Raw genomic sequence first — 22,950 nt, 5'->3', positions numbered from 1 at the left:
CCGAATCGGGCCTAGCGAGGCCCGAAGTCAATTAACCCGAGATCCGCTCCCATAAGGGAGGCAGAAGCACGATCAAGCCCACGGCCGCCGCGAATACCGAAGCGATCAGCACCGCGCCCGCCGCCGTATCCTTCGCCGCTTTGGCCAGCTCGCTCCGCTCCAGCGAAGCATGATCGACCGCGCGCTCTACGGCCGTGTTGACCAGCTCCGCGCAGAGCACGGCCGTGCACGCCGCGAGCAGCCACATCCAGTCCCCGCGCGGCAGCCCGAGCCAGGCGGCGACGATCAACACCACGGCGCTCGCCGCGAGGTGGAAGCGCATATGCGGCTCCGTACGCAGCGCGTGCGCGATCCCGAGGAGCGCCTGACGGAACGACGCCAGCTCGGACTGGTTGCGGCTCACCGCGTCAAGCCCGCCTTCGCGAGTACCGCTTCTTGCTTGGCGAACATCGTCCGCTCCTCTTCCTCCGTGCCGTGGTCGTAGCCCAGCAGGTGAAGGAAGCCGTGCACGAACAGGAAGCCGAGCTCGCGCTCGGCGCTATGGCCGTATTCGACGGCCTGTTCGTGCATCCGCGGCACCGAGATGACGATATCGCCGAGCAGCTCCTCGATGCGGCCGGCGCCCGTCTGAAGCCCGTCGTCGGCCTGCGCCTCGTCGTCGCCCGCTTCGCCATTCAAGATATCGACCGTCGTCGTCTCGTAATCGTCCTCGTACAAAATCTCGAATTCCTCCGCGCCCTGCTCCCGCATCGGGAACGACAGAACGTCCGTTGCCTTGTCCAGGCCTCTGTACGTCCGGTTCAACTCGCGGATGCCCTCGTTGTCCGTCAGCGTCAGCGTCACGATCCCGTCTGCGACGCCCTCGGCTCCGCCGGCTTCGTTCAACAGTCGCGTCAACAACGACGGCCAGCCCTCTTCGCCCGCGGAAGCTTCCTCGCGCTCGTCCACCCATTCCAGCTTCAGGCTCATGCTTCCCGCTCCTTTTTGTCGGTCTCGTTTTTTACGGCGCTTTCTTCCGGATACTTGATCCGCGAGTGGAACATGCCGATGACGGTCGTCTTCAGCGTCTCCTGAATCTGGTTCAGCTCCCGCACGGTCAGGTCGCATTCGCTCAGCTGTCCGTCGTCGAGCCGGTCCTTGATGATCTTGGCGATGATCGATTCGACCTGCTCCACAGTAGGCGCCCCTAGCGAACGGACCGCCGCTTCTACGCTGTCCGCGATGCCGACGATGGCCGCTTCCTTGGACTGCGCCTTGGGACCGGGATAACGGAAGTCGTCCTCCGTCCATTCATTGTCCACGCCGGCCTGCTCCGCCTGCTTAACCGCCTTGTAATAAAAAAACTTCAGGAAAGTCGTGCCGTGGTGCTGCTCGGCGATGTCCCGGATCTGCTTAGGCAGCTTGTGGGCCTTCAGCATCTCCGCGCCGTCGCGGGCGTGAGCGATGATGATCGAGGCGCTGACCTTCGGATCGAGCTTGTCGTGCGGATTGTCCCCGCCGTTTTGATTTTCGATAAAATAGAGCGGCCGCTTCGTCTTGCCGACGTCGTGGTAGAAGGAGCCGACCCGGCAGAGCAATCCGTTCGCGCCGACCGACTCCGCCGCCGCCTCGGACAAGTTGCCTACCATCAAGCTGTGATGATAGGTTCCCGGCGTCTCCGTCAGCAGCTTGCGAAGCAGCGGGTGGTTCGGATTGGACAGCTCCACCAGCTTGAGCGCGGACAAGATCCCGAACGTCATCTCGAAAAACGGCATGATGCCGATGACGAGGACGGCGGTCAGGAGGCCGCTCGCGAGCATGAAGCCGACCGACTGGACGAGCTGCGCCCGGTCCGGGTCCGGGCCGACCAGCGTCAGCGCGGTCACCGCGAACGAGCCGAACAGGCTGACCATGATCCCGGCCTTCAGGATGGCCGACCGTTGGCTCGCCCGGTGGATCGCCAGCACCGACGTGAACAGCACGACTGCGGCGACGAAGCCGAAGCGGAAATCGAACAGGCTCGTCTGCTCGACGTTCATGACGATGCTCGCGTGTATCGTGAACAACAGCGAGCCGACCATCGCGGTCTGCACGTCGATGAGCAGCGTCATCAGCATGCTGCCGAGCGCGAGCGGCGCGATATAGATGATATACGGCCACGCCTCGCTGTGCGCCAACGCGACCAGGTGCATGACGAGAATGTTGATGGCGAAAATGAATAAAAGCATGAGCCAGTCGACGTTCGTCCGCTTCATCGCCGGCTTGGCCGCGGAAGCCGTCAGCTCCGCGTAGCTATAGAGCGCGAGCATGAACAGCACCGCCAGCATAAGCGCGCCGAGCTGCGGCCAATAGGTCCGCTGCTCCTGCAGCAGGCCGAAGGCGTCGAGCCGCTCGTAAGTTTCCTGGTCGATGACTTGTCCGCCCTTGACGATCACGTCGCCCTGCTTGATGACGACGAGCGGCGTATTTTGCTTGGCCTGGACCTTGGCTTCTTCGGTCGCGTCCTTGTCGTAGAACTTGTTCGGCGTCAGGACGAACCTGGACAGCTCCTGCACGATCTCCCGCTGGGTCTTGAGCGCGAGCGAGCTGCCGTTGACCAGCTCCGCCACCTTCGCGCGCGCGGCTTCGGCGTCCGTGATCGGATCGGCCATCAGCCTGCGGACGACATCGCGGCCGACGGTACGCATCTCCGCGATTTGCTCGGTCGTCAGCTTCGGCAGCTTGTAAAACGTCTCTTCGGGTATCCGGTACGCCTGCGCCTGGACGGCCTTTTTCATTTCCGCGAACAAACTCGCCGAATAGACGCCGGAGCCCGAATTCGTGCTGATGAACGTATCGATGAATTGATCCACCCTGCCCGGCAGCTCGGTGCGGTAGATCTCGATCTTCTGCTCCAGCGTCACCTGGTCGTCCTGGTTGAGCTGGTCGATGCGGACGAGGATGCTGTCGATCAGATTTTCATTGTGCAGCGCCACGTACGGATAGATGGCGCCGATCTTTTCGGCCGCTTCCTCCTGGGCTTTGAGCGTCGCCTTCTCGTCGGTCGCCTGATGCGGCGCCTTGATGTCGTGCTCGCTCTTCGCGCCCAGGGTGATATCGTAAGTCTCCGGCACGAGTCGCGTCGCCAGGCTGAAATAAAACAGCAGGACGAACGCGAGCAGCAGCAGCCCCTTGACCGCCGCGCTCTGCTTCCATCCTGCAGCAGCAAAGGATGATAAAGTACCCGCCGGGCCGCTTCGTGTCCGATTCATCCGGCGCTCGCTCCTTTACGTATTTGTCTCGTCGTCCTTCTGATAAGCCACGATGATCTTCTGCACGAGCGCATGGCGGACGACGTCCTGCTCGGAGAAGTACACGAGGCCGATCTCGGGGATATCCTTCAGAATGCGCTGCGCTTCGTTCAGGCCGGACTTCTTGCCCTTGGGCAGGTCGATCTGCGTCACGTCGCCGGTGATGACCATCCGGGAGCCGAAGCCGAGGCGCGTCAAAAACATCTTCATCTGCTCGCCGGTCGTATTCTGCGCCTCGTCGAGGATGACGTACGAATCGTCGAGCGTGCGCCCGCGCATATAGGCGAGCGGCGCGATCTCGATCATGCCCCGCTCGAGCGCCTTGGCGACGCCTTCGGGGCCGAGCACGTCGTTCAGCGCGTCGTAGAGCGGTCGCAGGTAAGGGTCGACCTTCTCCTGCATGTCGCCCGGCAGGAAGCCCAGATTCTCCCCTGCTTCTACGGCGGGGCGGGTCAGCAGAATGCGCTTGACCCGCCCTTCCTTGAGCGCGGCCACGGCCGATACGACGGCCAGATACGTCTTGCCGGTGCCGGCGGGACCGATGCCGAACACGATGTCCTTTTTGCGGATCATCGTAATGTAATGGCGTTGGCCGAGCGTCTTGGGGGCGATCGGCTTGCCCCGGTACGTGGTCGTGATCTCGCCCTGGAACAGCGCGAGCAGCTGGTCTGCTTTCATCTCGCGGGCCAGCTCGAAGGTGTAGCGCATGTCGCGCTCCCCTACGGTAAGGCCGCTGCGGATCAGCTGGAGGACCGTGTCGAAAAATTGTTGAAGAGACCGCAGTTCGTCCTCCGCGCCCTCGACGGTAATCTCCGCGTCGCGGGAATGGATGACGGCTGCCGTCTCCTGTTGGATCATGCGTAGGTACTTGTCCTGCGGACCGAACAAAGCCAGTCCCTCCGCGGCGTTGCGGAGAGGAATCGTAATGAACTGCCTGCTGTCTGTCAAAAAGCCTCATTCCCCCCTGCGTCTTGGGATCGGTCGCGATCGGGCGCCGTACGGCAATCGATTGTTCGATTTCAAACAGTACGCGTATCATCACTTTACCATTCTCCGTTTGTTCATGCAAAATTTTTTCCGCCTTGATGACGGCGTCCTCGCCCGCCGCGGACAACGCTTCAGCCCGCGCTTGCGCCAGCCCGGCATCTCTCGCCGCGCCGGGCGTCAGGCGTTCGCTCCGTTTTTCGACCGCCATTTCCTTTTCCTTCAGGATGGCGAAGGGCAGCGTCCAGCTCCCCCCACTTGAACGTCCGCCAATCCGCGAACGTGTTCGATGCCGCGTACGGCTCCTGTCCGTAGCCGCTCGTCTGCAGCGCCCGGTTGCCGATGACGAGATAGGTCCGGTCCGCCGAATCGCCCGTATAATAGTTCGTGCTTCGCGCCAGCGGCGACACGATGCCGTATTCGTACCAGACGAGACCGCGCACTTCGCCCTCCGAAGCGACCAGCTTGACCCGGTCGGCTTCGCCGAGTTGTCCGGAGATCAGCGTCTCTCCCTTGCGCACGCGCGCGTTGCGCGCGACCTGCGGCTTGCCGCTCTCCGCGACGATCCGCGTCACGACGGCGTCCGCCTTCGCGATCAGGTCGCTCGGTCCGCTTTCTTTATTCACTTCGGGCTTGTTTGACCGAATGACATTAATGACGTAGCGCGTCCCGCTTTTCTCCACGCCTACCCACGCCGCGTCGGGCAGCCTGCGCGCGAGCCGGTGCGCCAGTTCCGTGGCATCCGGCAGGCGGGGAGACCATTGCAGCGGCCGAATGCCTTCCGCGGCCGCGGCCTTGCGGATCTCCGCTTCGGGCACCGTGTCGTCCGTATGAACCTGCACGTCCCACACGAGCGTCGACAGCGCAAACAACGCCGCGACGAAAAACAGCAGGCCGCCCGCGAACGTCTTGCGCCGGGACAGGCGGCCCAGCTTGAAAGGCAAGCCGCGGCGCTCCAGCACGCGCGGGCGGCTGCCCGCCATGCGGAGCAACGGGCGCAGCGAGAAAAAGTCCGGCACGGAAACCCAGAACGATAACCGCCCTTCCCGGTCGTAAGCGATCCCCCCACAGTTCGATCCGATTCGAGCCGGCGGCGTTCAAAAAGATTCGGCTGTCCCCGCCGACGAGTCTGACGCGCACGCTGCCGCGCATGAAGCTTAACCATTGACCCTTCAACGGCTTCTCCCCCTCTACAGGCTTGTCCCCCCGCATGAACGCCGGCGGCCGCCGCAGCGGCGCCCTGCAATCCGTTTATGCGCCCCGTTCCCGGTGTACCGGCCCGAACGGGCTATCGCGCCGAAGCGCTGCCGCCGCGGCTCTCAATCGCCCGGATGCAGCAGCACGCCGGTGATTTTCCCTTCGACGAACACTTCCTCGCCTCCGATGAGCCGGATGACGAGATCGCTCCCGATGATCTCCAGCTCGCCGCGGTCCATCGCGAGCCGCAGCCGATCCTGCGAAAAGTGAAGCACGCCGCGATGATTTTCCACCGTCAGCTGGAGTCCCGCGATCATCGTGATCCGCGGCACGTCCATGACGACGTCCTGCGGCAGATCGAGGACGCGGGCCGTCCATTTGCGCAGCTTGCGTCCGACACGCGGCATGACGCGTCCCCCCTCCCATACGTTCCATCTATATGCGAGGCGCGCGGAGAATATGAGAACGGCGGCAGGCGCCCCGGCGGCTGACAAGGCATATAAAAGCCGCCTTGCCGGGACGATTCCCGAGCAAGACGGCTCATACGTTCATGTTTAACAGCATCGCTATCTTCGAAAAGGCTTGCGCGAACGCGGCGGTCCCAAAATCTCTGCCCACATCACGGCGCGAGCCAGCTCGCTGTGCTTCGGCCTAGCCTGGGACACAGCGCCCTGCGGCTGCGCGGATGCGTACAGCGGCGATGCGTTCGCGTCCGCGTGATAGGCTGCGTCCTCGCGCGCGGCTTGTGCCGCGGATGCGGAGGGCACGCCTTCGCCGCCCGATTCGCCTTCGCCGGCCCACGGCACGGGCGTCGGCGGCGGACTGCCAGGGCTGCGGTAGACGATCTGCCTGTCGCCGGCAGGAGCTCCGCGCTCCTCTTCTGCCGCGTCTACGCTGCGCGGACGCGCGGGCAGCGTCACGATCGGCGGCTGCCTCCGTTCGGATGCTGCCGGTCCCTCCCGCCGCTCGATCGGCTGCTGCGCGGTCATCGGCCTGGGAGCCGGCTTCGGATCCGCTGCCGGCCGCATCGGACGCGGCAGACCGGCCCCGCCGAAGTCCGGCATGCGCCCGGATGGGCGATTGCCCGGCCTGCCGTCCGGCGGCTTTTCAAGCGGCGATTTGCGGAACAGGACGAACAGGATGCCCAGCGCCACGATGACAAAGTAAATGTTCCCGAGCAAAAAACGGATCAACTGCTCCATGGCGGTCAACGCTCCTCGCCGTTGTTAGAACCCGCCTCGCCCTTGCCGATCGAACCGCGCATTTGCGTATCCGCCTCGAGGTTTTTCAGATTCATATAATCCATGACGCCCATCTTGCCGCCGCGCAGCGCTTCGGCCATCGCGAGCGGCACGTCGGACTCGGACTCGACGACCTTCGCCCGCATCTCGACGACGCGCGCCTTCATCTCCTGCTCCTGCGCGACGGCCATCGCGCGACGCTCCTCCGCCTTGGCCTGCGCGATGCGCTTGTCGGCCTCCGCTTGCTCCGTTTGAAGATGGGCGCCGATGTTTTTGCCGATGTCGACGTCCATGATATCGATCGACAAAATCTCGAAGGCAGTCCCTGCGTCGAGACCTTTGGCAAGCACGGTCCGCGAGATGAGATCTGGATTTTCAAGCACGTCCTTGTGCGAATTAGCCGAGCCGTTCGTACTGACGATGCCTTCCCCGACGCGGGCGATGATCGTCTCTTCGCCGGCGCCGCCGACGAGCCGGTCGATATTGGCGCGCACGGTGACTCTTGCCTTGACCTTCACCTCGATGCCGTCCTTGGCGACGGCCGATACGACCGGCGTCTCGATGACGCGCGGGTTGACGCTCATTTGCACGGCCTGGAGCACGTCGCGGCCCGCCAGATCGATCGCGGCCGCCCGCTCGAACGGAAGCGGGATGTTCGCCCGCTGCGCCGCGATCAGCGCGTTGACGACGCGGTCGACGTTGCCCCCAGCGAGAAAGTGGCTTTCCAGCTGATTGATATTAAGCCCTAGCCCGGCTTTGGTCGCCTTGATCATCGGATTGACGATCCGGCTTGGCACGACGCGGCGAAGCCGCATGGCGACGAGCGTGATGATGCTGATCCGCACGCCGGAAGCGAGGGCGGATATCCAGAGCATAAACGGGAAAAAGCTGAAAAACACGGCAAGCGCGATAATAATCAGTGCGCCGATAATCAAAAGCTGTACATTCGGATCCAAACGCAATCCCTCCGTATCGAATAAATTTAGCTTACTCCGTCTGGTGCATGGCTCTGACCAAAATTCTCGTCCCGTCGACGGATACGACCTCGATCCGCTGTCCGGCGTTCAAAAACTGTCCGCTCGAAATGACGTCGACGCGTCGTCCTCCGATCTCGGCGACGCCGGACGGTCGAAGCGGCGACAGCGTCATGCCCTCGCTCCCCACGAGCAGCTCGCGATCGTCGCCGCTCGGAACGAAGCCCTGCTCGGCAGTAAGACGCTCCTGCAGGATGAACCGGTTCCATATCCCGCGCCTGCGGAAGACGTACGCGACGAAGAGAACGAGCACAAGCGCGATCAGCAAGGCGTACCCTAGAGATTCGAACGCGTTGCCCGTATCGTAGGCGGCGGTAACGACGCCGCTGACGATGCCTGCCCCGCCCAACAAGCCGAGGATGCCGAAGCTTGGGACGAACATTTCCAGGACGATAAAGACGACGCCGGCCACGAACAGCACGATCGATTCGCGTCCGGCAAACCCGGCAATCTGCTGCCCGAAAAAGTACAAGCCGAACGATAGCAATCCTAATATACCGGGAACGCCGAAGCCGGGTACGACCAGTTCGATGAGTATGCCTGCGATGCCGACGATAAGCAGCAGCGTCGATATCGCCTGACTCGTGAGCGTCTGCGAGACGCGTTCTGCAAGGGTCGGATTTTCGTGAACGACCGTGAGCTCCGCAAGCCCTTCTGCGGCGATTGCTTGATCCACCGTCTCCGCTTGCCCTTCCGCATACCCCGCCTTTAACGCCTCGTCGGCGCTCAGGGAGATGATCTCGCCCTTCGGCTTGGTCCGGTTTAGCCCCTTGATCTCGACGACCGCGTTCGGATCCACCATGCCGACGGCGATCCGTCCGTCGCGTCCGTTCATCTCGGCTGCCGAGCTCATCTGCTTGCTCCAAAAGGAAACGATCTTCGGGCTCTCGACGGCCTCGCCGGCGGCGTTCACCACCATCGCGGCGCCGATCGTGGAGCCGGGCGACATATAGAGGCGGTTCGCGTTGAGCGCGATGTAGGCGCCTGCCGACGCGGCCTTGCCTTTGACGAACGCCATCGTCGGAATCTTGGCCGAACGGATGCGCTCCCCGATCGCTTCCGCGCTGGCGAGGCTGCCTCCAGGCGTATCGATCTCCAGCACGGCGAGCGCGGCGCCGGCTTCCTCCGCCTCCGTCAACGCCCGATCCAGAAATGAGGCGAGTCCGCGTTCTACCGTCATGGTCACCGGAATGACGTACACAGAATAGCCTTTTGCGGCGGCGGGCGATGCCTTCGTTTCTGCCTTGGCGGAAGGCTCGCTTGCCGCAAACGAGAACGCCAGCAGCAACAGCGTGGCCAGCGGCCACATCAGCCGAGCGCGCGTCCGCCGCGTCTTCGCTTTCGTTTCACCTTGACGGGTCAAAAAAGCTTCTCCCCCCTCCCCCGGGAAACTCCGGTTGCGGTTATCATGCGGCATACCGCAGCCCCGTATGACTTTCAGTACGTTATGTAAGGGCTTTACGTTTCATATTTGCGCCGAGGTGTCTCCATTTATTGTACCCTTAAGCTGCCGCAAGGACGCAAAAAGCACTCCCCTGACGGAGAGTGCCTGTCGTTCTCGAGATGATCATTGCAGTAGTTGTTGGACGATCTGGTTGACGAGCTTGCCGTCCGCGCGTCCCTTCACCTTGGGCATCAGTGCACCCATTAACTTGCCCATATCCGCTTTGGAAGAAGCACCGGTCTCTTGAATGGTCTGTGTAACGAGAGTCTTGATTTCTTCTTCGCCTAGCTGTGTGGGCAGGTACTCGCTGATGATGTCGATCTCCGACGCTGCGGCCGTGGCCAGATCGTCGCGGCCCGCTTTGCCGAATTCCTGGAGGGAATCCTTGCGTTGTTTGACTTCGCGGCTCAGGATCTCGATAACTTCGTTATCCTCGAGCGGGCGGCGCAGCTCAATCTCTTGATTCTTGACCGCCGCACGAACCATGCGAATCGTGGTCAGGCGAAACTTATCCTGGGCCCTCATCGCCTGCTTCATGTCTTCGTTCAAACGGTCCGCGAGGTTCATAATGCGTTATTCCTCCTAGAACTTGCGTTTACGAGCAGCCTCGGACTTCTTCTTCCGCTTAACGCTCGGTTTCTCGTAGTGCTTGCGTTTTTTCAGTTCCGCGAGAACGCCGTCTTTAGCGATCGAACGCTTGAAGCGGCGGAGTGCAGCGTCGAGTGTTTCATTTTTGCGAACTTTCGTTTCGGACACCTGTTTTCCCTCCCTCCGGAACAGACCACAACACACGGTTATCAAACTTCATTATAGGCGATCGGGAAAGGCAGTGTCAACTTTCCCGAGGCCGAATTTGAAAGGAATTATGCTTGCGCCGGACGGGCGTTCAGCGGTCCGAGTTTTTCCCCGCCCAGCACGTGAATATGTACGTGGTACACTTCCTGCCCGCTGTCGGGATTGCAGTTGTTGATCAGGCGGTAGCCGCTCTCGGCGATGCCCGAGTCCCTGGCGACCCGCTGCGCGGCGAGCATGAGCTTGCCCAGCAGCAGCGCGTCCTCCGGCTCGGCGGCGTCCATCGTCGGGATCGGCTTTTTGGGAATGACTAACACATGAACGGGCGCTTGCGGGCGGATGTCCCTGAAGGCCAGCACGTCCTCGTCCTCGTACACGATATCGGCCGGAATCTCGCGGTTGATGATCTTGGTAAACAGCGTATCCATAGGCTCAGCCTCCAGCTAGTGTGCTTCGTATATGAATATCATACTCTACGTCCGCAGGGCTCGTCCAATCGCGGCCCGCGCTCGCGGGAAAACCGTCAACCGATCGCGGCGGCCGCTTCCTTCAGCGCTTTGACAAAGTCCTGCGCGACGGGCACCCAGTCGACGCCGGCCTGCATTTGCCTGAACCGGTCGGGACCCGTCGGCGCCGTATAGGCGCTTAGTATGCCGGACAGCTTGTCCGCGGATGCAGCCGCCGCGGTCAGGGTGGCCCGCTCTTCCGGGGTGAGCGCTTCGCCGCTTGCGCCGACCGGCTCGAGCGCGGCGCTGATCTTCTGCATCGGCTCGGAGGCGGCCAACGTGGCTTCTTCATTGCTCAGGCCCGTGCGCGTGCCGGATTCAAACAGCACGCCGACGCCGCATTCTCCGGCGGCGGTGTCAAGCTTGCCCAACATCTTTGCGGCCTGCATGCGGGCTTCTTCGTTGTCCGCTTCGAGCAGACCGGCGGAGCCATCCTTCAGTGCAGTCGCGTACAAGATGCAATAGTTGTAGCTCGACGCAAGCCGCTGGCCCCGTTCGGTCTTCAGCGATTGCCCGTCCAGAAGCACGCGGGAGAACAGCACGACGATCAAAAACGTCAGCATCGTGATGATCGCCAGCATGATCGGTACGGTGTATTTCTTTTTGCCTGACATGACCCCAGTCCTCTCATTCGAATTCAGGAGGTTATACGGCCCGGCGACCGGACCGTTGCGGATATGCGGAACTTAATAGAGCTGCACGCCGACGCCGCCCTCCACGAAGTAGATATGGCCCTCGTCGACCTTTCTCCCCATGATGCCTTCGACGGCGCGCGCGTACATCTCCATCTGGAATCGATGCTTTTCCGCTGCCGCCTGCCAGTCGCGGTCCGGGACGGCATCGGTCTTATAATCGACCAGCACGAGGCGCTCGCCATCGTCGAACAGACAATCGAGCACGCCTTGAATGAGAACCGTCTCCCCTTTCAGCTCGTCGGCGTCGGCCGAGGGATGCGCTTCAGCCGCGGGAATGCCCGCGCTGAACGGCCATTCCCGCCAGAGACGGGCGGCCCGGCCCATTCGCGCGTACAGCTCCGTTCGGAAAAAGGAGGCGATATCGACGCGTTCCGCAGCCTCTCGTTGCTCTTGCGTCAGAATCAGCTGCGCGGTCAGACGCTCGAGCAGCGCCGCCACTTCGGCTTCCGCGCGATCCGGCGATCGGCCGATCGGCAAATGCTGCATCACCAGATGCACGGCCGTGCCCCGCTCCGCCGCGCTCATCCTTCTGGCGGCCATGAACTTCGGCCGGCGCAGGCGATACGTCCAATAGCCGGAATCGGGCACTTCTTCGGGATTCCAGGCCGGGTGGCGCATTTCCTCCAGATCCGGCATTTGCGCCGAATCCTGCGGTTCCGGAAAGCCCCCGGCGCCACTGCGGTCTTGCTGCGCGTCGAGGTCGTCCGCCGGTTCAAGTGTCTTCGTCCGTTCGCCTGCCGCCGATCCGGCCGCGGGACGACCGGCGCCATCGAAGTCGCGCGCGGACTTCATCGCGGTAATCGACGTTTTGGCCGCCGCCCGCGAGGCGGCCGCGTGCGGATCCTGCCAGGAAAGCGCGGCATAAGCGGCCTCCCCAGCGGGAGATGCCGGACCGGGCAGCGGCTCGAGCCGCGTCGCGAGGTTCCAAAGCGGCTCTCCTTCCAGCGCCGACCGCTCCTGCGTTCTTGGCGATAAAAGCGCGCGGGACGGAATGACGCGGCATGTCCAGGCTGTCGGCGCAGGCAAACGCAACGTTCGATGAGCCGCGGCGTCCCCGCCCGCGGCCGCTTGAGCGGCTGCTTCGCCAGCCCCTGGCGCGTCGGACGATCCGCCGGCGAGCCAGTCCGCTCCCGTCAGGACCGAGGCCGGCCCGAGCCAGTCCAGATAACGGCCGGCCGCCGCGACGGCATGGTCCTGAAGCCGATCCGTTGCGTCAGCGGCCGTCCGACGCCATTGATCCAGGTCGCTCGCCGCGTCCTTCGTCGTGCCGATCAAGATCAGCTTTTCCTTGGGACGGGTGAGGGCGACGTACAGCACGCGCATCTCCTCCGCGAGCAGCTCCGCCTTCATTCGCCGGCGGATCGCAAGCTGCGGCAGCGTCGGGTAGGAGACGCGCGTCACCCGCTCCACCATCCGCGGACCGAAGCCCAGCTTCTTGTGCCGTAAAAACATCCCGCTTAAATCCTGCCGGTTGAACCTGCGTCCGAGGCCCGCTACGAATACGACGGGAAACTCGAGCCCTTTGCTCTTGTGAATGGAGACCACGCGCACGACGTCCTCCTGTTCGCCGACCGCCCTTGCCGCACCCAGGTCGCCGCCCGTTTCGCGCATGCGCCCCAAAAACCGCAAAAACCGGAACAACCCGCGATAGCTGGAGTTGCGTTCGTACTGCCTGGCGCGGTCGATGAGCGCTCGGAGGTTCGCTTGCCGCTGCCCGCCGCCGGGAAGCCCGCCGACGAAGTCGAAGTACCCGGTATCCCGGTACAACGCATGGAGCAGCTCGCCGAGCGGCTCCCGGCGCGCGAACGTTCTCCAGCCTTCGAGCGCCTCGACGAAGGCTGCGAGCTTGTCCCGCAGCGCCTCGTCCCCGATGCCTTCGGCGGCGGCTCGCACGGCCGACCAGAAGGAGCCGGCGCGGTCGACGATCCGAACGGCGGCGAGCTCGTCCGCGCTGAGTCCGACGATGGGGGACCGCAGCACGCCCGCCAGCGGGATATCCTGATCGGGATTGTCGATAATGTGCAGCAAGGATAACATCACGTCGACCTCGACGGCCGCGAAATAGCCGGTCGCCAAATCCGCGTACGCCGGAATCCCCGCCGCCCGCAGCTCCTCGAGCACGACGGGAGCGAGCGAAGTCGCCGCCCGAAGGAGGATGACGATGTCCCGGTAGGCCAGCGGGCGATGCAGGCCGCTTCGCCCGTCGTAGACGGCGAACGGCGGGCGCCCCGAGCCGTCCGTGCCGGTCAGCCTGGCGATCTCCGCCGCGATGCAGCGGGCTTCGAGCTGGGCGCTCTCGAGCTCCTCCTCTTCGGCTTCCGGGCCCTCGTCGGCGCCGCCTGCACCGGCGGTGTCGGCAACGCGATCCGTCGAGGCGCTCTCGGTTCTGCGAGCTCCGACGCTCCCCGCACCCGTATCGATGAGCAGCATCTCCACCGAATACGACGGCATCTCCTCTCTGCCGGACGCGTCCGCCGCCGTCTCTTCGGCCGGATAACCCTCGCCGTAGATCAACTCGGCGCGACGGTCGTAGTCCATCTCGCCGACAGGTTCGCGCATGATCAGCCTGAACACGTGGTTGACCGCGTCCAGCACGCGGCTGCGGCTGCGGAAATTGCGCGCCAGGTCGATTCTGAGCCCGGCATCCACGCCGCTTGTCCCCGACTCGCCGGCGCCGCCTTCCGCAGACTCCGGCCCCTGCGGCGTCCATATGTCGTAGGTCTTGTACTTCGCCAGGAACAGCCCGGGCTCCGCCAGCCGGAAGCCGTAAATGCTCTGCTTCACGTCGCCGACCATGAATACGTTGCCGGGATTCGTCCTCGCGATCAGGGAAACGATCGCCTCCTGCACCTCGTTCGTATCTTGATACTCGTCGAGCAGGATCTCCCTGAAGCGCTCCCGGTAGGCAAGGGCGGCATCCGATGGCCGCACCGCTTGCGGCGAGCTGTCGGCAGCGCGCAAAATCCGCAGCGCGTAATGCTCCAGATCGCCGAAGTCGAGCAGCCCCTTCGCCCGCTTCGCCGCCTCGTACTTGTCGCCGAACGCGATGACCAGCTCCGCGATCTCGCGCATTCTGGGCGCCAGCGCGGCGAGCTCCTCCGCGTATTGCGAAGGCGAGCGGACGAACCATTCTTCCGCCAGCCGGGTCACCGTCTTTTTGGCCTCGTCCCGCATTTGCTTCACCCGTTCCTGCAGCTCCGGGTCGTAGCCGTCGCCGCGGCAGGCCTTGAGCCGTCCGAACGAAGCCGACGCGAACGGCTCCCTCCACGCCGTCCAGGGCCGATTGGTCACCGTCTCGGTCAACGCCGCCACGAGCGCCGCATCCTCGGCGAGCGTGGAAGCGTATGGCTCAGGCCCGCCCGGCGCCGAAGCGAGCTCCCGGGCGGCGCGCAGCAGACCTGCGGCTCCGGACAGCGCCAGGAGCACGTCCGCGCGCATGCTCTGCACCCAAGGCGACGAGGCAAGCTCCGCTTCGCCGCGGATATCGAAGCTCGCCGCGGTAGCGCGCAGCCACGCATCCGGCCACGGGTGGCTGCGGGAAAAGTCGAACAGCTCCAGGACCAGGCGATGCAGCGGCTCGTCGGAGCGCTGGCCGCCGTACATGTCCGCCAGCGTCGCCAGCGTCCCGTCTTCTCCGAGCGCCAGCTCCTCTTCATAGCGCGCCTCGAACAGCTCGTCGAGCGTGTCCATGCGCAGCAGCTCCGCCTCGGTCTCGTTCGCGATCCGAAAGCCCGGATCGAGCCCGATCAGCGGCGCATACCGCTGCACCGTCTCCATGCAAAACGAGTGCAGCGTCGTAATCGACGCCCGCGGCAGCAGGGCAAGCTGCCGGCGAAGGTGCGCGGATCCGGGCGACTGCTCGAGCTTCAGCTCCAGCGCCGCCCGGATCCGCTCCTTCATCTCGGCGGCGGCGGCCTTCGTGAAGGTGGCGACGAGGAGCGCGTCCACGTCAAGCGGGTCGCGCTCGTCCGCGATGCGGGAGATGATCCGCTCGACGAGCACGGCGGTCTTCCCCGAGCCCGCCGCCGCGGCGACGAGCAGATCGCGGCCGCCGGCCGCGATCGCCGCCCATTGCTCCGCCGTCCAGCGGCTGCCCTCGGGCCTGGCATAGGTAGCCGCCAGCCCGTCTCCGCCATGGGCGACACCGGTCAACGCGAGCTTGCTCGCGGCTTCTGCCGTCTCCTGTCCGCCCGTCGCGGCCCCAGCTTCTATTACGGACCGTTCGTCCGTTCCGTCCGCCTGCCCGCCGGCGCCGAACAGACCGTCCCAATCAAAGGCAAGCTGTTCATCGTCCCCGTTTCCCCGCGATTCGCTCAAGATTCGTCTCCTCCTTCCCCTTCGTCTTCGCCGAGCCATTCCCAGACCTCGTCTTTGTTCGCCGGACGGCGCAGCGCATGATGGCGGTTGCCCTCGAGCTGACCGTCGAACTGGCATACCGGCCGGAACTCGCACACCGTACATGGGCTTCGCTTGCCCAGCCGGTAAGGCGCGATATCGACGTCGCCGTCCACGATCCGCTTGCCGATCTTGGATATGTTGCGGCGGACCGCCTTGCGCAGCGTCTCCCACTGCGCGCCGTCGGCCACCTGCGAACGGGCGGAGAAGCTGCCGTCCTTTTTATATTCGACGGGAACGACCGACGACTTGGCGCTGCTCTCGAGCGACTCGTCCATCAGTTGAACGGCTTCGCCGTCGGCCAGCACGAGCCCTTCCATGCGGTATTCCTTGCGGATCGCTTCCTCCGCGCCGGTCTCGTCGAGACCGTTCGCCGTGTGCAGCAGCGGATTGTGAACGTGCAAATACAACACGCCCGCCGGCTTGGCCGGCCGTCCTAGCCAATGCGGCGCATGCGTGACGACGACGTCCAGGTAGGTCAGCATTTGCAGCGAAAGGCCGTGCGCCACTTCGTCGAGCCTCAGCTTGACCGCGCTCGATTTGTAGTCGAGGATCCGCAGAAGAGTGCCGTCCTGCGACTCCGCCGCGTCGACCCGGTCGATCCGGCCGGCGACGTCCATCCATCTGCCGTCCCCCAAATACAAGCTGAGCGGCGGCATAATACCTTGCGGCCCGAAGTCCACTTCAAGGCCGACCGGGCGAAAAGCGGACAGCGCGGCATGCTCCCCGAGCATGGCGGACGTCTGCGAGACGATCCGGCTGAGCTTGCGCGCCATCGTGCGGTGCCGGTTCGAGGACAGCAAAATTTGCGATTGCACCTTCGGCAGCAGCCGCTCGACCGCGGCCGCGGCTTCGCTATGCCAAAGGCCCGCGTCTCCTGCCGACGGATCGCCCATCAACAGCTTTTCCGTCGTCTGCCGGAGGGCGGCATGGAACAGCTGGCCGATATCCGGCGCGTCCACGCGGTACATGCGCCGCTCCTTGAGCCGGAGCCCGTGCGCGGCGTAATGCCTGAACGGACAAGCGACGAACCGTTCCATCCGCGACACGCTGGCGAGCAGCCGGTCGCCGTACAGCAGGAGGCTCGTCTCCGGCCTGAGCGGTCGCTCCTCGTTGCTGAACCGCAGCGAAGAGAGCAGGACGGACAGGCGCGAACGCCACGGCTCCCGCTCGACGAGCCAACGGTACGCCGAGCGCCAGCCCGGCGACAGCGCGTCGCCCTGCCTGTGCCTGCGCAGCATGGCGACCGTATGCGTCAGCGCGCGGCCGGGCCGGACGGCGAACGACAGCTGCGCTTCGTCCGAGGATCCGGGCTGCGGCTCGGCCGACTCGGACCGGACCGGCACGCCGGGGAACCAGGACCGGATCCGGCCGATCAGGCTGGATCTGATCAGGCTCTGGCCCTCTTCGTCCGCGAGCGCGTAGCTGACCCACAGATGCCGGGACGGCGCCGTCAGCGCCAAGTACGCGAGAAATTCCTCGTCCAGCAGCCGCCGGCGGGCGCCCGGCGCCATGGCGACGCCCGCTTCGGCCAACTTGACCCGTTCCTCCTCGGTCAAAAGGCCGTCGTCCTTGATCGCTCTTGGCATTATGCCTTCATTCACGCCAAGCAGATACAGTACCGATATGCGATCCGTGCGCGTGCGCTCGGGCGTCCCGACCAAGACGCGATCGAGCGAAGGCGGCACGACCCCGAGGCGGATCGACTCGAGCCCCGCGTCGAGCATCCCCGCGAACAAGGCCGGATCCGCCGGCTCGTCCCCCATCAGCTCTACGAGCTGATCGAGCAGCCCGATCGCACCGTCCCATAGCTGACGGTGCATGCGGGCGCGCAGCGGCTCGCCTGCCAGTTCGTCGTGCCTGCTCCATAGCTCCAGGCGGTCCGGCGCAGCCGTCTCCTCCAAAAGAAGATAAAGCGCGCGGCTGAGGTCGGCTTGCGTCTTGGACCGCTTGAAGCGCGATTCCAATGTCCGGAGCGGCGCCAGCAGCGCGTCGCGGGCCGCCCGGATCGCCTGCATGGAAGGGCCGCCGCGCGCGGCGCCGTCTTCTTCGTCTTCCTCTTCCTCCAGATCGCGTGCCGACAGCGAATACCAGCTGCGGTCGTCATGCCAGCGCCAGCCGTCGATGCCGGCCGCAAGGACATAGTTCTCGAGCGCGTCGACCGACGCCCGCGCAACGGTGTTCCCTTGCGGATGAAGCAGATCCGTCTTCGCGCAGCGGAAAAACGCCTCGTATCGCCAGCCGCCGATCACGCATTCCAGCGCCGAACGAACGAACTCTACGAGCGGATGCTGCGAGGCGCTCGCTTTGCCGTCCAGGAAATACGGGATGCCGTAATCTTCGAAAACGGAAGAAAGCAGCTCGCCGTAATCTTCGAGATTGCGGGCGAATACGCTCATGTCGCGCCAGCGCATGCCGTCCTTTCGGACGCGCCGCAGCATGTCCCTCGCCGCAGCCTCGGCTTCGGCTCTCCGGCTGGCGGCCTCCCGGATCGACAAGCCGCAGCGCGGATGCTCCGGCTGCAGCTGCGCCTCTCCGCCGTCCCAGCGGCGCCTGCCGTCCATCGCCCGCTCCAGATGCGCCAGCATCGGGCAGTCCGCGAAGCGCGGCGCCACGCCGGGGCGCAGCACGACAGGAGGCTCGAGCGTGGCGCCCGCCGCCTCGGCCGTCGCGCACAGGCGCGCGGACGCGTCCGCGGTTTGATAAAACAAGTCTAGTTCGTCCGGACGCTCGCCCGCCCCGTACGGACGGTCCATGCATAGCGCGGCGGATACGCGCGCGCAGCGGCGCAGCAGCGCTTCGATGACGCCATATTCCTTCGGCGTGAAGCCGTGGAAGCCGTCGAGCCAAATCTCCGCGTCCTGAAGCAGCGTCGACGCAGGCGCGCCGCGGATCAGAAAGTCGAGCGAATCCTCCCCCGTCGAGGTAGTGGCCCGCTAACTCGCGCTCGACGTCCCCGTACAGCAGGGACAGATCGTGCAGCTTGTCCGACAGCAAGCCTTCGGCGGCAGCTGCCGCCTGCTCCGCGGCGCCTGCCGGCCCCTCGCGGTCCAAGCCGGCGGAATGTATGCCGCCGCGGCCGGCCAGCGGCACCGAGCTTATCGCGGCCGGGTCCGTGCCGTACCGCTTCCATTCCGTGAGCAGCTCGCCAATCCGCTCGGCCAAGGTAGCCCCTCCCGCGCCGCTGCGGTAAAGCTTAAGCTCCGCCTGCCGGCGGACGAGCGCTTTGTGGATCAGCATCGTTTTCCCGTCGTCCGCGATCGGCACGACGGCCGAGCCTCCGGCCTCCTGCATGACCCGAAACGCGAGACGCCTGAAACTCAATACCTGCAGGCGCATGAAACCCCGCGAGCCCGGTGCGGAGGCCAGCGCGTACTCGGTCTGGAAGGTCGCCTGCTCGGGCACGATCAGCAGAAGCGGCGGCCCTGCGGGATCCTGCGCGATCCGCTCCGCGATCTCCGACTTGATCAGATGCGATTTGCCGCTGCCCGAGCGGCCCGCGATCAATCTCAGCTTCACGGCCCACGCCCCCCTTTCCGTACAGTTGAATTTCGATCCGTCGATTCGAGCGATGCTAGTCTGTCAGTTGAACCGATTCTAGCGAACATTGTAACACACCCGCACAGACGTTCGCACCGCAAAATAAACGGACCGCCCGCCCCGCGGGTAGCGGAACGGACGGCCGGCGCGCATGCGATCACAGCTCTTTGCGGCTCCTGACTTCGAAAATGCCGAACTTCAGGTAATGCCCTTCTTCGACGCCGACCAGCTGCGGATGATCGCGTCCGGCGCCGGTCCAGACGATGCGCCGCAACACTTTGCCCGCGTCGCGCGCGGCTTCGAGCAGCGTCTCCATGAAGAGCTCCGGACGCACATGGTACGAGCAGCTCGCCGTGACCAGGTATCCGCCCTCGTTGATCAGCTTCATGGCCTGCAGATTGATGTCCTTGTAGCCGCGGATGGCGCCGGGCACGGCGCGCTTCGTCTTGGCGAACGCCGGCGGATCAAGGATGATGACGTCCCACGTGCGCCCCTGCTTGGTCAGCGGTTTAGAGGTGTCGACTTTAGCCGCTGCCTTGCCGGCTTTGGCAGCGCCCTCCGCTCCTGCGCCGGCTCTTGCCGCGCGTTCTTCGCGCCCTTTGACCTGCTCGCGCAAATACTCGAACGCATCCGCGACGACGAACTCGACGCGGTCTTCGAAGCCGTTGGTTGCTACATTGGTCCTGGCGGTATCGATACCGTGCTCCGAAATGTCCAGGCAAGTGACGCGCTTGGCGCCGTATTTGCAAGCGTGGAGCGTGAAGCTGCCGGTATGCGCGAAGCACTCCAGCACGGTGGCGCCGTCCCAGTACGGGAACGTGACGACGCTGCCGTTGGCGTTGACGGGCACGGGCCTGACGCCCTCTTCCGTCGCGCGCTCCTCTACCGATATGCCGCTCCGTTTGCCCCAGCCCTTCATCAGCGGCTCGATCGCCGCCCGATTTTCCCGCTGGTCGAAGAAGTAGCCGGTTTTCTGGCCGCCTTCGATATCGACCTGGACGGAAAGGCCGTTCTCCACGATCCGCAAGTAACGCGGACAATCGCCGTACAGGACGCCCGTGCGCTCCTCGAGCCCTTCGAGCGTGCGGACGCCGACGTCGCTGCGCTCGTACACGCCCTTCGGCGCGAACACGCGCACCAAGGCGGGCAGCCACGCTTCGCGGGCTTTGTCCATGCCCAGCGTCAGCACCTGAACGACGAGCACGCCGTCGAACCGGTCGACGACGAGGCCCGGCAGGAAGTCCGCTTCGCCGAATACGAGCCTGCACGATTCGTCGCCCGGCGCGAACCGCTCGCGGTAGTCCAGGCATGCGCGGAAGCGCGCTTCGAAGAAGGCTTCGTCCATCGCGTCCAGCGTCCCGTAAGCCACGATCCGGATCGAGATCTGCGAAGCGGGGTTCCAGTAGCCGGTCGCCAGAAATTGTCCCCGGTGGTCGCGAACCTCCAGCAGGCCGCCCGCTTCCGGCTCGCCTTCGGTGCGTTCGATCTCATTGGCGAAAATCCAAGGGTGCCCGAGCTCCAGTCTCGGGCGGCGCGAGCGGTTCAGCACGGCAAAAGGCTTGTTGTCGGTCGGCATGCGCTCAGTCCTTTCTCTATCATGTCTAGTACGATTGCCGCATACGATGGTCGAGACGGGACAGGTCGGTCCTGTCCCCCTGCCGTTCGCAGCTATGTAATCCCAAAAGGAGAATCGATCCCATGACGCTATATCTGATCTCGCTGTCGGTCGTCGGCCTCGCGCTGCTGCTCTCCGGCATGAAGGTGATGGAGGCCGCGCTCGCAAGCTGGGCCGGCGACCGCATGGCGCTCGCCGTGGCGCGCTCGACGTCGACGCCGCTTCGTGGATTCGCCCTCGGCACGGCGTCGAGCGCGCTGCTGCAAAGCGGAACCGCCGTCACGCTGCTCACGATCAGCCTCGTCAACAGCGGCATCCTGCCCTTCGCCCGCTGCTTCGGCATCCTGCTCGGCACCAACGTCGGCACCTGCCTGACGACGGAGCTCATGAGCCTGGAGCTGCACCGCTACGGCTTGCCTCTATTAGGCGCAGGAACGGGCCTGTGGCTCCTGTCGCTGATGTCCGGCGAGTGGCGGGCGCTGTCGCCGCTGCCCCGCCGCGTGCACGAAGCCTGCCGCTTCGGCGGGGCGGTGCTCGCGGGCTTCGCCCTGCTCCTCGCCGGCTTCGCGCTCCTGCGGACAATGGGGCCCCTGCTGCAACGGCAGGGCACGTTCGCGCATTTGATGGAGTTGGCCTCGCAGCAGCCCGGGCTCGGCGTGCTCGGCGGCGCCGTGCTCACCGCGCTCATCCACTCCGGCGCCGCGGTCATCGGCATGTCGATGGGCTTCGTGTCGGCGGGCGCCATGAGCCCGGACACGGCCGTCGCGATCGTGCTCGGCGCCAACGTCGGCACCTGCGCGACCGGACTCCTCGTCTCGCTTGGCGGCAGCCGCGGAGGCAAGCTCGTCGCGCTGTCGCAGGTCGCGCTTAACTTCGGCGGCGTGCTGCTGTTCTACCCGCTTCGGCACGAGCTGCTCGCGGCCGCAGCCTACGTCGCGCCCGGCAATGCCGCAGCCCAGATCGCGCACGCGCAGACGATCTTTAACGTCGCCTGTTCGCTGCTGGCGCTGCCGCTCGCTTATCTGTTCAAGCCGCCGCCCAAGCCGGCATTGCCCGCAGCCGCTTAAACGGCCGCCGCAGGCGCCTCATGTCAGTACGCGCCGGCCGCCGCCGGGTCGCCGCCGACGATGGCGATGCCCGAGCTCGTGCCGATGCGGCTCGCGCCGGCCAGCAGCATCGCTTCGGCGGTCGCCGCGTCGCGAACGCCGCCCGACGCCTTCACGCCGACATGACCGGACACGGACGAACGCATGAGCCGAATGTCCGCTTCCGTCGCCTTGCCCGGGCCGAAGCCCGTGGACGTCTTTACGTAGTCGGCGCCGGCCGCTTCGGACAGGCGGCAGGCTTCGCGCTTCAGCTCGTCCGTGAGCGCGCCCGTCTCCAGGATCACCTTGACGAGGGCGCCGCCCTGCACGGCGCGCACGACCGAGGCGATGTCGCGCTGGACCGAATCGAAGTCGCGGTCGAGCAGCTTGCCGATCGACAGCACCATGTCGATCTCGGAGGCGCCGTCCTCGACGGCCGCCGCCGCCTCGAACGCCTTGGCGCGCGTCGCGGCCGCGCCGAGCGGGAAGCCGACGACGGCGCATACTTTGACATTGGTGCCGCCGAGCCGTTCGCGGCTGAGCCGCACCCATCTGCCGTTCACGCAGACGCTGTAGAACTGATAAGCGAGCGCTTCCTGGCACAGCTGTTCGATATCCGCCGTCCGTGCCTCCGCCTTGAGCAGCGTATGGTCGATAAAGGAAGAGACCGATTGGCCCGGCGTCCAGATCGGGAAGCGGCCCGCAGCGACGACATGGCCGTCCTGCGGCTCGAAGCCGAGCTGGCGAAGCGCTTCGCGCAGCACCTCGTCGTTGTTGTCGTACCCGCCGCTGCGCTGGAGCCGCCAGCTCTCCTCCGGAGAATACCAGGCGACGCCCTTGATCTCTTCGATCTGCGCCTGCAGCGTGCCCTCGCCGGCCTCGACGAGATAATAATGAACTTCTTTTTGAACGGTCGCCCTGTCGGCCGATTCATACTGATAGCGAATGACGGATAGCGGAGAGCGGATGTCTCCCCGGATGCCCGTCTCCTCCATGATCTCCCGCAGCGCCGTTTCTTCGATCGTTTCGCCGGGCTCCATCTTGCCTTTTGCGAGCGTCGTCTTGCCGAAGCGGTCCTCGATCATCTGAATCTCGATTTTGCCGCCGTTTTGGCGGTATACGACGCCGCCTGCCGATATCTCCAACATTTCCG

The 22,950-nt window shown here is 64.8% G+C and carries 17 protein-coding genes and 3 pseudogenes; 1 reads left to right on the top strand and 19 read right to left on the bottom strand.

The window, feature by feature from the left end; all coding sequences use genetic code 11:
- Positions 1 to 31: 31 nt before the first annotated feature.
- From OMP38_RS22010 to OMP38_RS21930, 18 genes and pseudogenes are all read right to left on the bottom strand, one after another.
- Entirely contained in the window at positions 32 to 403 is a 372-nt protein-coding gene (locus tag OMP38_RS22010) for a diacylglycerol kinase family protein (RefSeq protein ID WP_277567036.1), read from the bottom strand.
- Entirely contained in the window at positions 400 to 969 is a 570-nt protein-coding gene (ybeY, locus tag OMP38_RS22005) for an rRNA maturation RNase YbeY (RefSeq protein WP_277567035.1), read from the bottom strand. Before ybeY ends, OMP38_RS22010 begins: the two co-directional genes overlap by 4 nt.
- Positions 966 to 3,230, bottom strand: a complete 2,265-nt coding sequence (locus OMP38_RS22000) for an HD family phosphohydrolase (RefSeq protein ID WP_277567034.1) — start codon at positions 3,228 to 3,230, stop codon at positions 966 to 968. The genes ybeY and OMP38_RS22000 overlap by 4 nt, the downstream gene beginning before the upstream one ends.
- Before the next feature lie 15 nt (positions 3,231 to 3,245).
- Positions 3,246 to 4,217, bottom strand: coding sequence for a PhoH family protein (locus OMP38_RS21995; protein ID WP_277567033.1), 972 nt, complete (start codon positions 4,215 to 4,217; stop codon positions 3,246 to 3,248).
- Positions 4,218 to 4,332: 115 nt separating this feature from the next.
- Positions 4,333 to 4,464, bottom strand: a pseudogene (locus tag OMP38_RS36140) (sporulation protein YqfD); the annotation flags it as partial.
- A gap of 61 nt (positions 4,465 to 4,525) precedes the next feature.
- A pseudogene (locus OMP38_RS21990) lies at positions 4,526 to 5,314 on the bottom strand (sporulation protein YqfD); the annotation flags it as partial.
- Positions 5,315 to 5,572: 258 nt separating this feature from the next.
- A complete protein-coding gene (yqfC, locus tag OMP38_RS21985; RefSeq protein WP_277567032.1) occupies positions 5,573 to 5,857 on the bottom strand; it encodes a sporulation protein YqfC in 285 nt (94 codons plus the stop codon).
- A 159-nt stretch (positions 5,858 to 6,016) separates the two neighbouring features.
- Entirely contained in the window at positions 6,017 to 6,652 is a 636-nt protein-coding gene (locus OMP38_RS21980; RefSeq protein ID WP_277567031.1) for a hypothetical protein, read from the bottom strand.
- Between the two features lie 5 nt (positions 6,653 to 6,657).
- Positions 6,658 to 7,647, bottom strand: coding sequence for a flotillin-like protein FloA (gene floA / locus OMP38_RS21975; RefSeq protein ID WP_090115067.1), 990 nt, complete (start codon positions 7,645 to 7,647; stop codon positions 6,658 to 6,660).
- A 31-nt stretch (positions 7,648 to 7,678) separates the two neighbouring features.
- On the bottom strand, positions 7,679 to 9,088 hold the full coding sequence (locus OMP38_RS21970) for an NfeD family protein (protein WP_277567030.1): 1,410 nt from the start codon (positions 9,086 to 9,088) through the stop codon (positions 7,679 to 7,681).
- Positions 9,089 to 9,292: 204 nt separating this feature from the next.
- Positions 9,293 to 9,736, bottom strand: a complete 444-nt coding sequence (locus tag OMP38_RS21965) for a GatB/YqeY domain-containing protein (RefSeq protein ID WP_277567029.1) — start codon at positions 9,734 to 9,736, stop codon at positions 9,293 to 9,295.
- A gap of 15 nt (positions 9,737 to 9,751) precedes the next feature.
- A complete protein-coding gene (rpsU, locus tag OMP38_RS21960; RefSeq protein ID WP_080840534.1) occupies positions 9,752 to 9,925 on the bottom strand; it encodes a 30S ribosomal protein S21 in 174 nt (57 codons plus the stop codon).
- 107 nt (positions 9,926 to 10,032) lie between these two features.
- On the bottom strand, positions 10,033 to 10,389 hold the full coding sequence (locus OMP38_RS21955; RefSeq protein WP_277567028.1) for a histidine triad nucleotide-binding protein: 357 nt from the start codon (positions 10,387 to 10,389) through the stop codon (positions 10,033 to 10,035).
- 95 nt (positions 10,390 to 10,484) lie between these two features.
- Positions 10,485 to 11,081 carry a hypothetical protein gene (locus OMP38_RS21950; protein ID WP_277567027.1) on the bottom strand — a complete coding sequence of 199 codons (597 nt, stop codon included), beginning with the start codon at positions 11,079 to 11,081 and terminating at the stop codon, positions 10,485 to 10,487.
- Positions 11,082 to 11,153: 72 nt separating this feature from the next.
- On the bottom strand, positions 11,154 to 15,479 hold the full coding sequence (locus OMP38_RS21945; protein WP_338130609.1) for a UvrD-helicase domain-containing protein: 4,326 nt from the start codon (positions 15,477 to 15,479) through the stop codon (positions 11,154 to 11,156).
- Positions 15,476 to 18,427: a helicase-exonuclease AddAB subunit AddB gene (addB, locus tag OMP38_RS21940; RefSeq protein ID WP_277567618.1), complete on the bottom strand. Its 2,952-nt coding sequence runs from the start codon at positions 18,425 to 18,427 to the stop codon at positions 15,476 to 15,478. The genes OMP38_RS21945 and addB overlap by 4 nt, the downstream gene beginning before the upstream one ends.
- 112 nt (positions 18,428 to 18,539) lie before the next feature.
- Positions 18,540 to 19,076, bottom strand: a pseudogene (locus OMP38_RS34965) (hypothetical protein); the annotation flags it as partial.
- Between the two features lie 178 nt (positions 19,077 to 19,254).
- Positions 19,255 to 20,673 (bottom strand): class I SAM-dependent rRNA methyltransferase, encoded by a 1,419-nt coding sequence (locus OMP38_RS21930; RefSeq protein ID WP_277567025.1) that lies wholly within the window; start codon positions 20,671 to 20,673, stop codon positions 19,255 to 19,257.
- 122 nt (positions 20,674 to 20,795) lie between these two features.
- On the opposite strand from OMP38_RS21930, the gene OMP38_RS21925 reads away from it, so the two are divergent.
- Positions 20,796 to 21,779: a Na/Pi symporter gene (locus OMP38_RS21925; protein ID WP_277567024.1), complete on the top strand. Its 984-nt coding sequence runs from the start codon at positions 20,796 to 20,798 to the stop codon at positions 21,777 to 21,779.
- Between the two features lie 23 nt (positions 21,780 to 21,802).
- Here the strand turns inward: OMP38_RS21925 and deoC are convergent, their stop codons facing one another.
- Entirely contained in the window at positions 21,803 to 22,945 is a 1,143-nt protein-coding gene (gene deoC / locus OMP38_RS34960) for a deoxyribose-phosphate aldolase (RefSeq protein WP_338130608.1), read from the bottom strand.
- Between the last annotated feature and the right edge of the window lie 5 nt (positions 22,946 to 22,950).

It is taken from the genome of Cohnella ginsengisoli (assembly GCF_029525555.1).
Classification (GTDB): domain Bacteria; phylum Bacillota; class Bacilli; order Paenibacillales; family Paenibacillaceae; genus Cohnella; species Cohnella ginsengisoli.
This window is presented reverse-complemented; position numbering and strand designations above follow the sequence as displayed.

Coding starts and splice junctions, on each gene's coding strand:
- ybeY (WP_277567035.1), bottom strand. CDS start 969: ATGAGCCTGAAGCTGGAATGGGTGGACGAGCGCGAGGAAGCTTCCGCG.
- OMP38_RS22000 (WP_277567034.1), bottom strand. CDS start 3,230: ATGAATCGGACACGAAGCGGCCCGGCGGGTACTTTATCATCCTTTGCT.
- yqfC (WP_277567032.1), bottom strand. CDS start 5,857: ATGCCGCGTGTCGGACGCAAGCTGCGCAAATGGACGGCCCGCGTCCTC.
- OMP38_RS21980 (WP_277567031.1), bottom strand. CDS start 6,652: ATGGAGCAGTTGATCCGTTTTTTGCTCGGGAACATTTACTTTGTCATC.
- OMP38_RS21965 (WP_277567029.1), bottom strand. CDS start 9,736: ATGAACCTCGCGGACCGTTTGAACGAAGACATGAAGCAGGCGATGAGG.
- OMP38_RS21955 (WP_277567028.1), bottom strand. CDS start 10,389: ATGGATACGCTGTTTACCAAGATCATCAACCGCGAGATTCCGGCCGAT.
- OMP38_RS21950 (WP_277567027.1), bottom strand. CDS start 11,081: ATGTCAGGCAAAAAGAAATACACCGTACCGATCATGCTGGCGATCATC.
- OMP38_RS21930 (WP_277567025.1), bottom strand. CDS start 20,673: ATGCCGACCGACAACAAGCCTTTTGCCGTGCTGAACCGCTCGCGCCGC.
- OMP38_RS21925 (WP_277567024.1), top strand. CDS start 20,796: ATGACGCTATATCTGATCTCGCTGTCGGTCGTCGGCCTCGCGCTGCTG.
- deoC (WP_338130608.1), bottom strand. CDS start 22,945: ATGTTGGAGATATCGGCAGGCGGCGTCGTATACCGCCAAAACGGCGGC.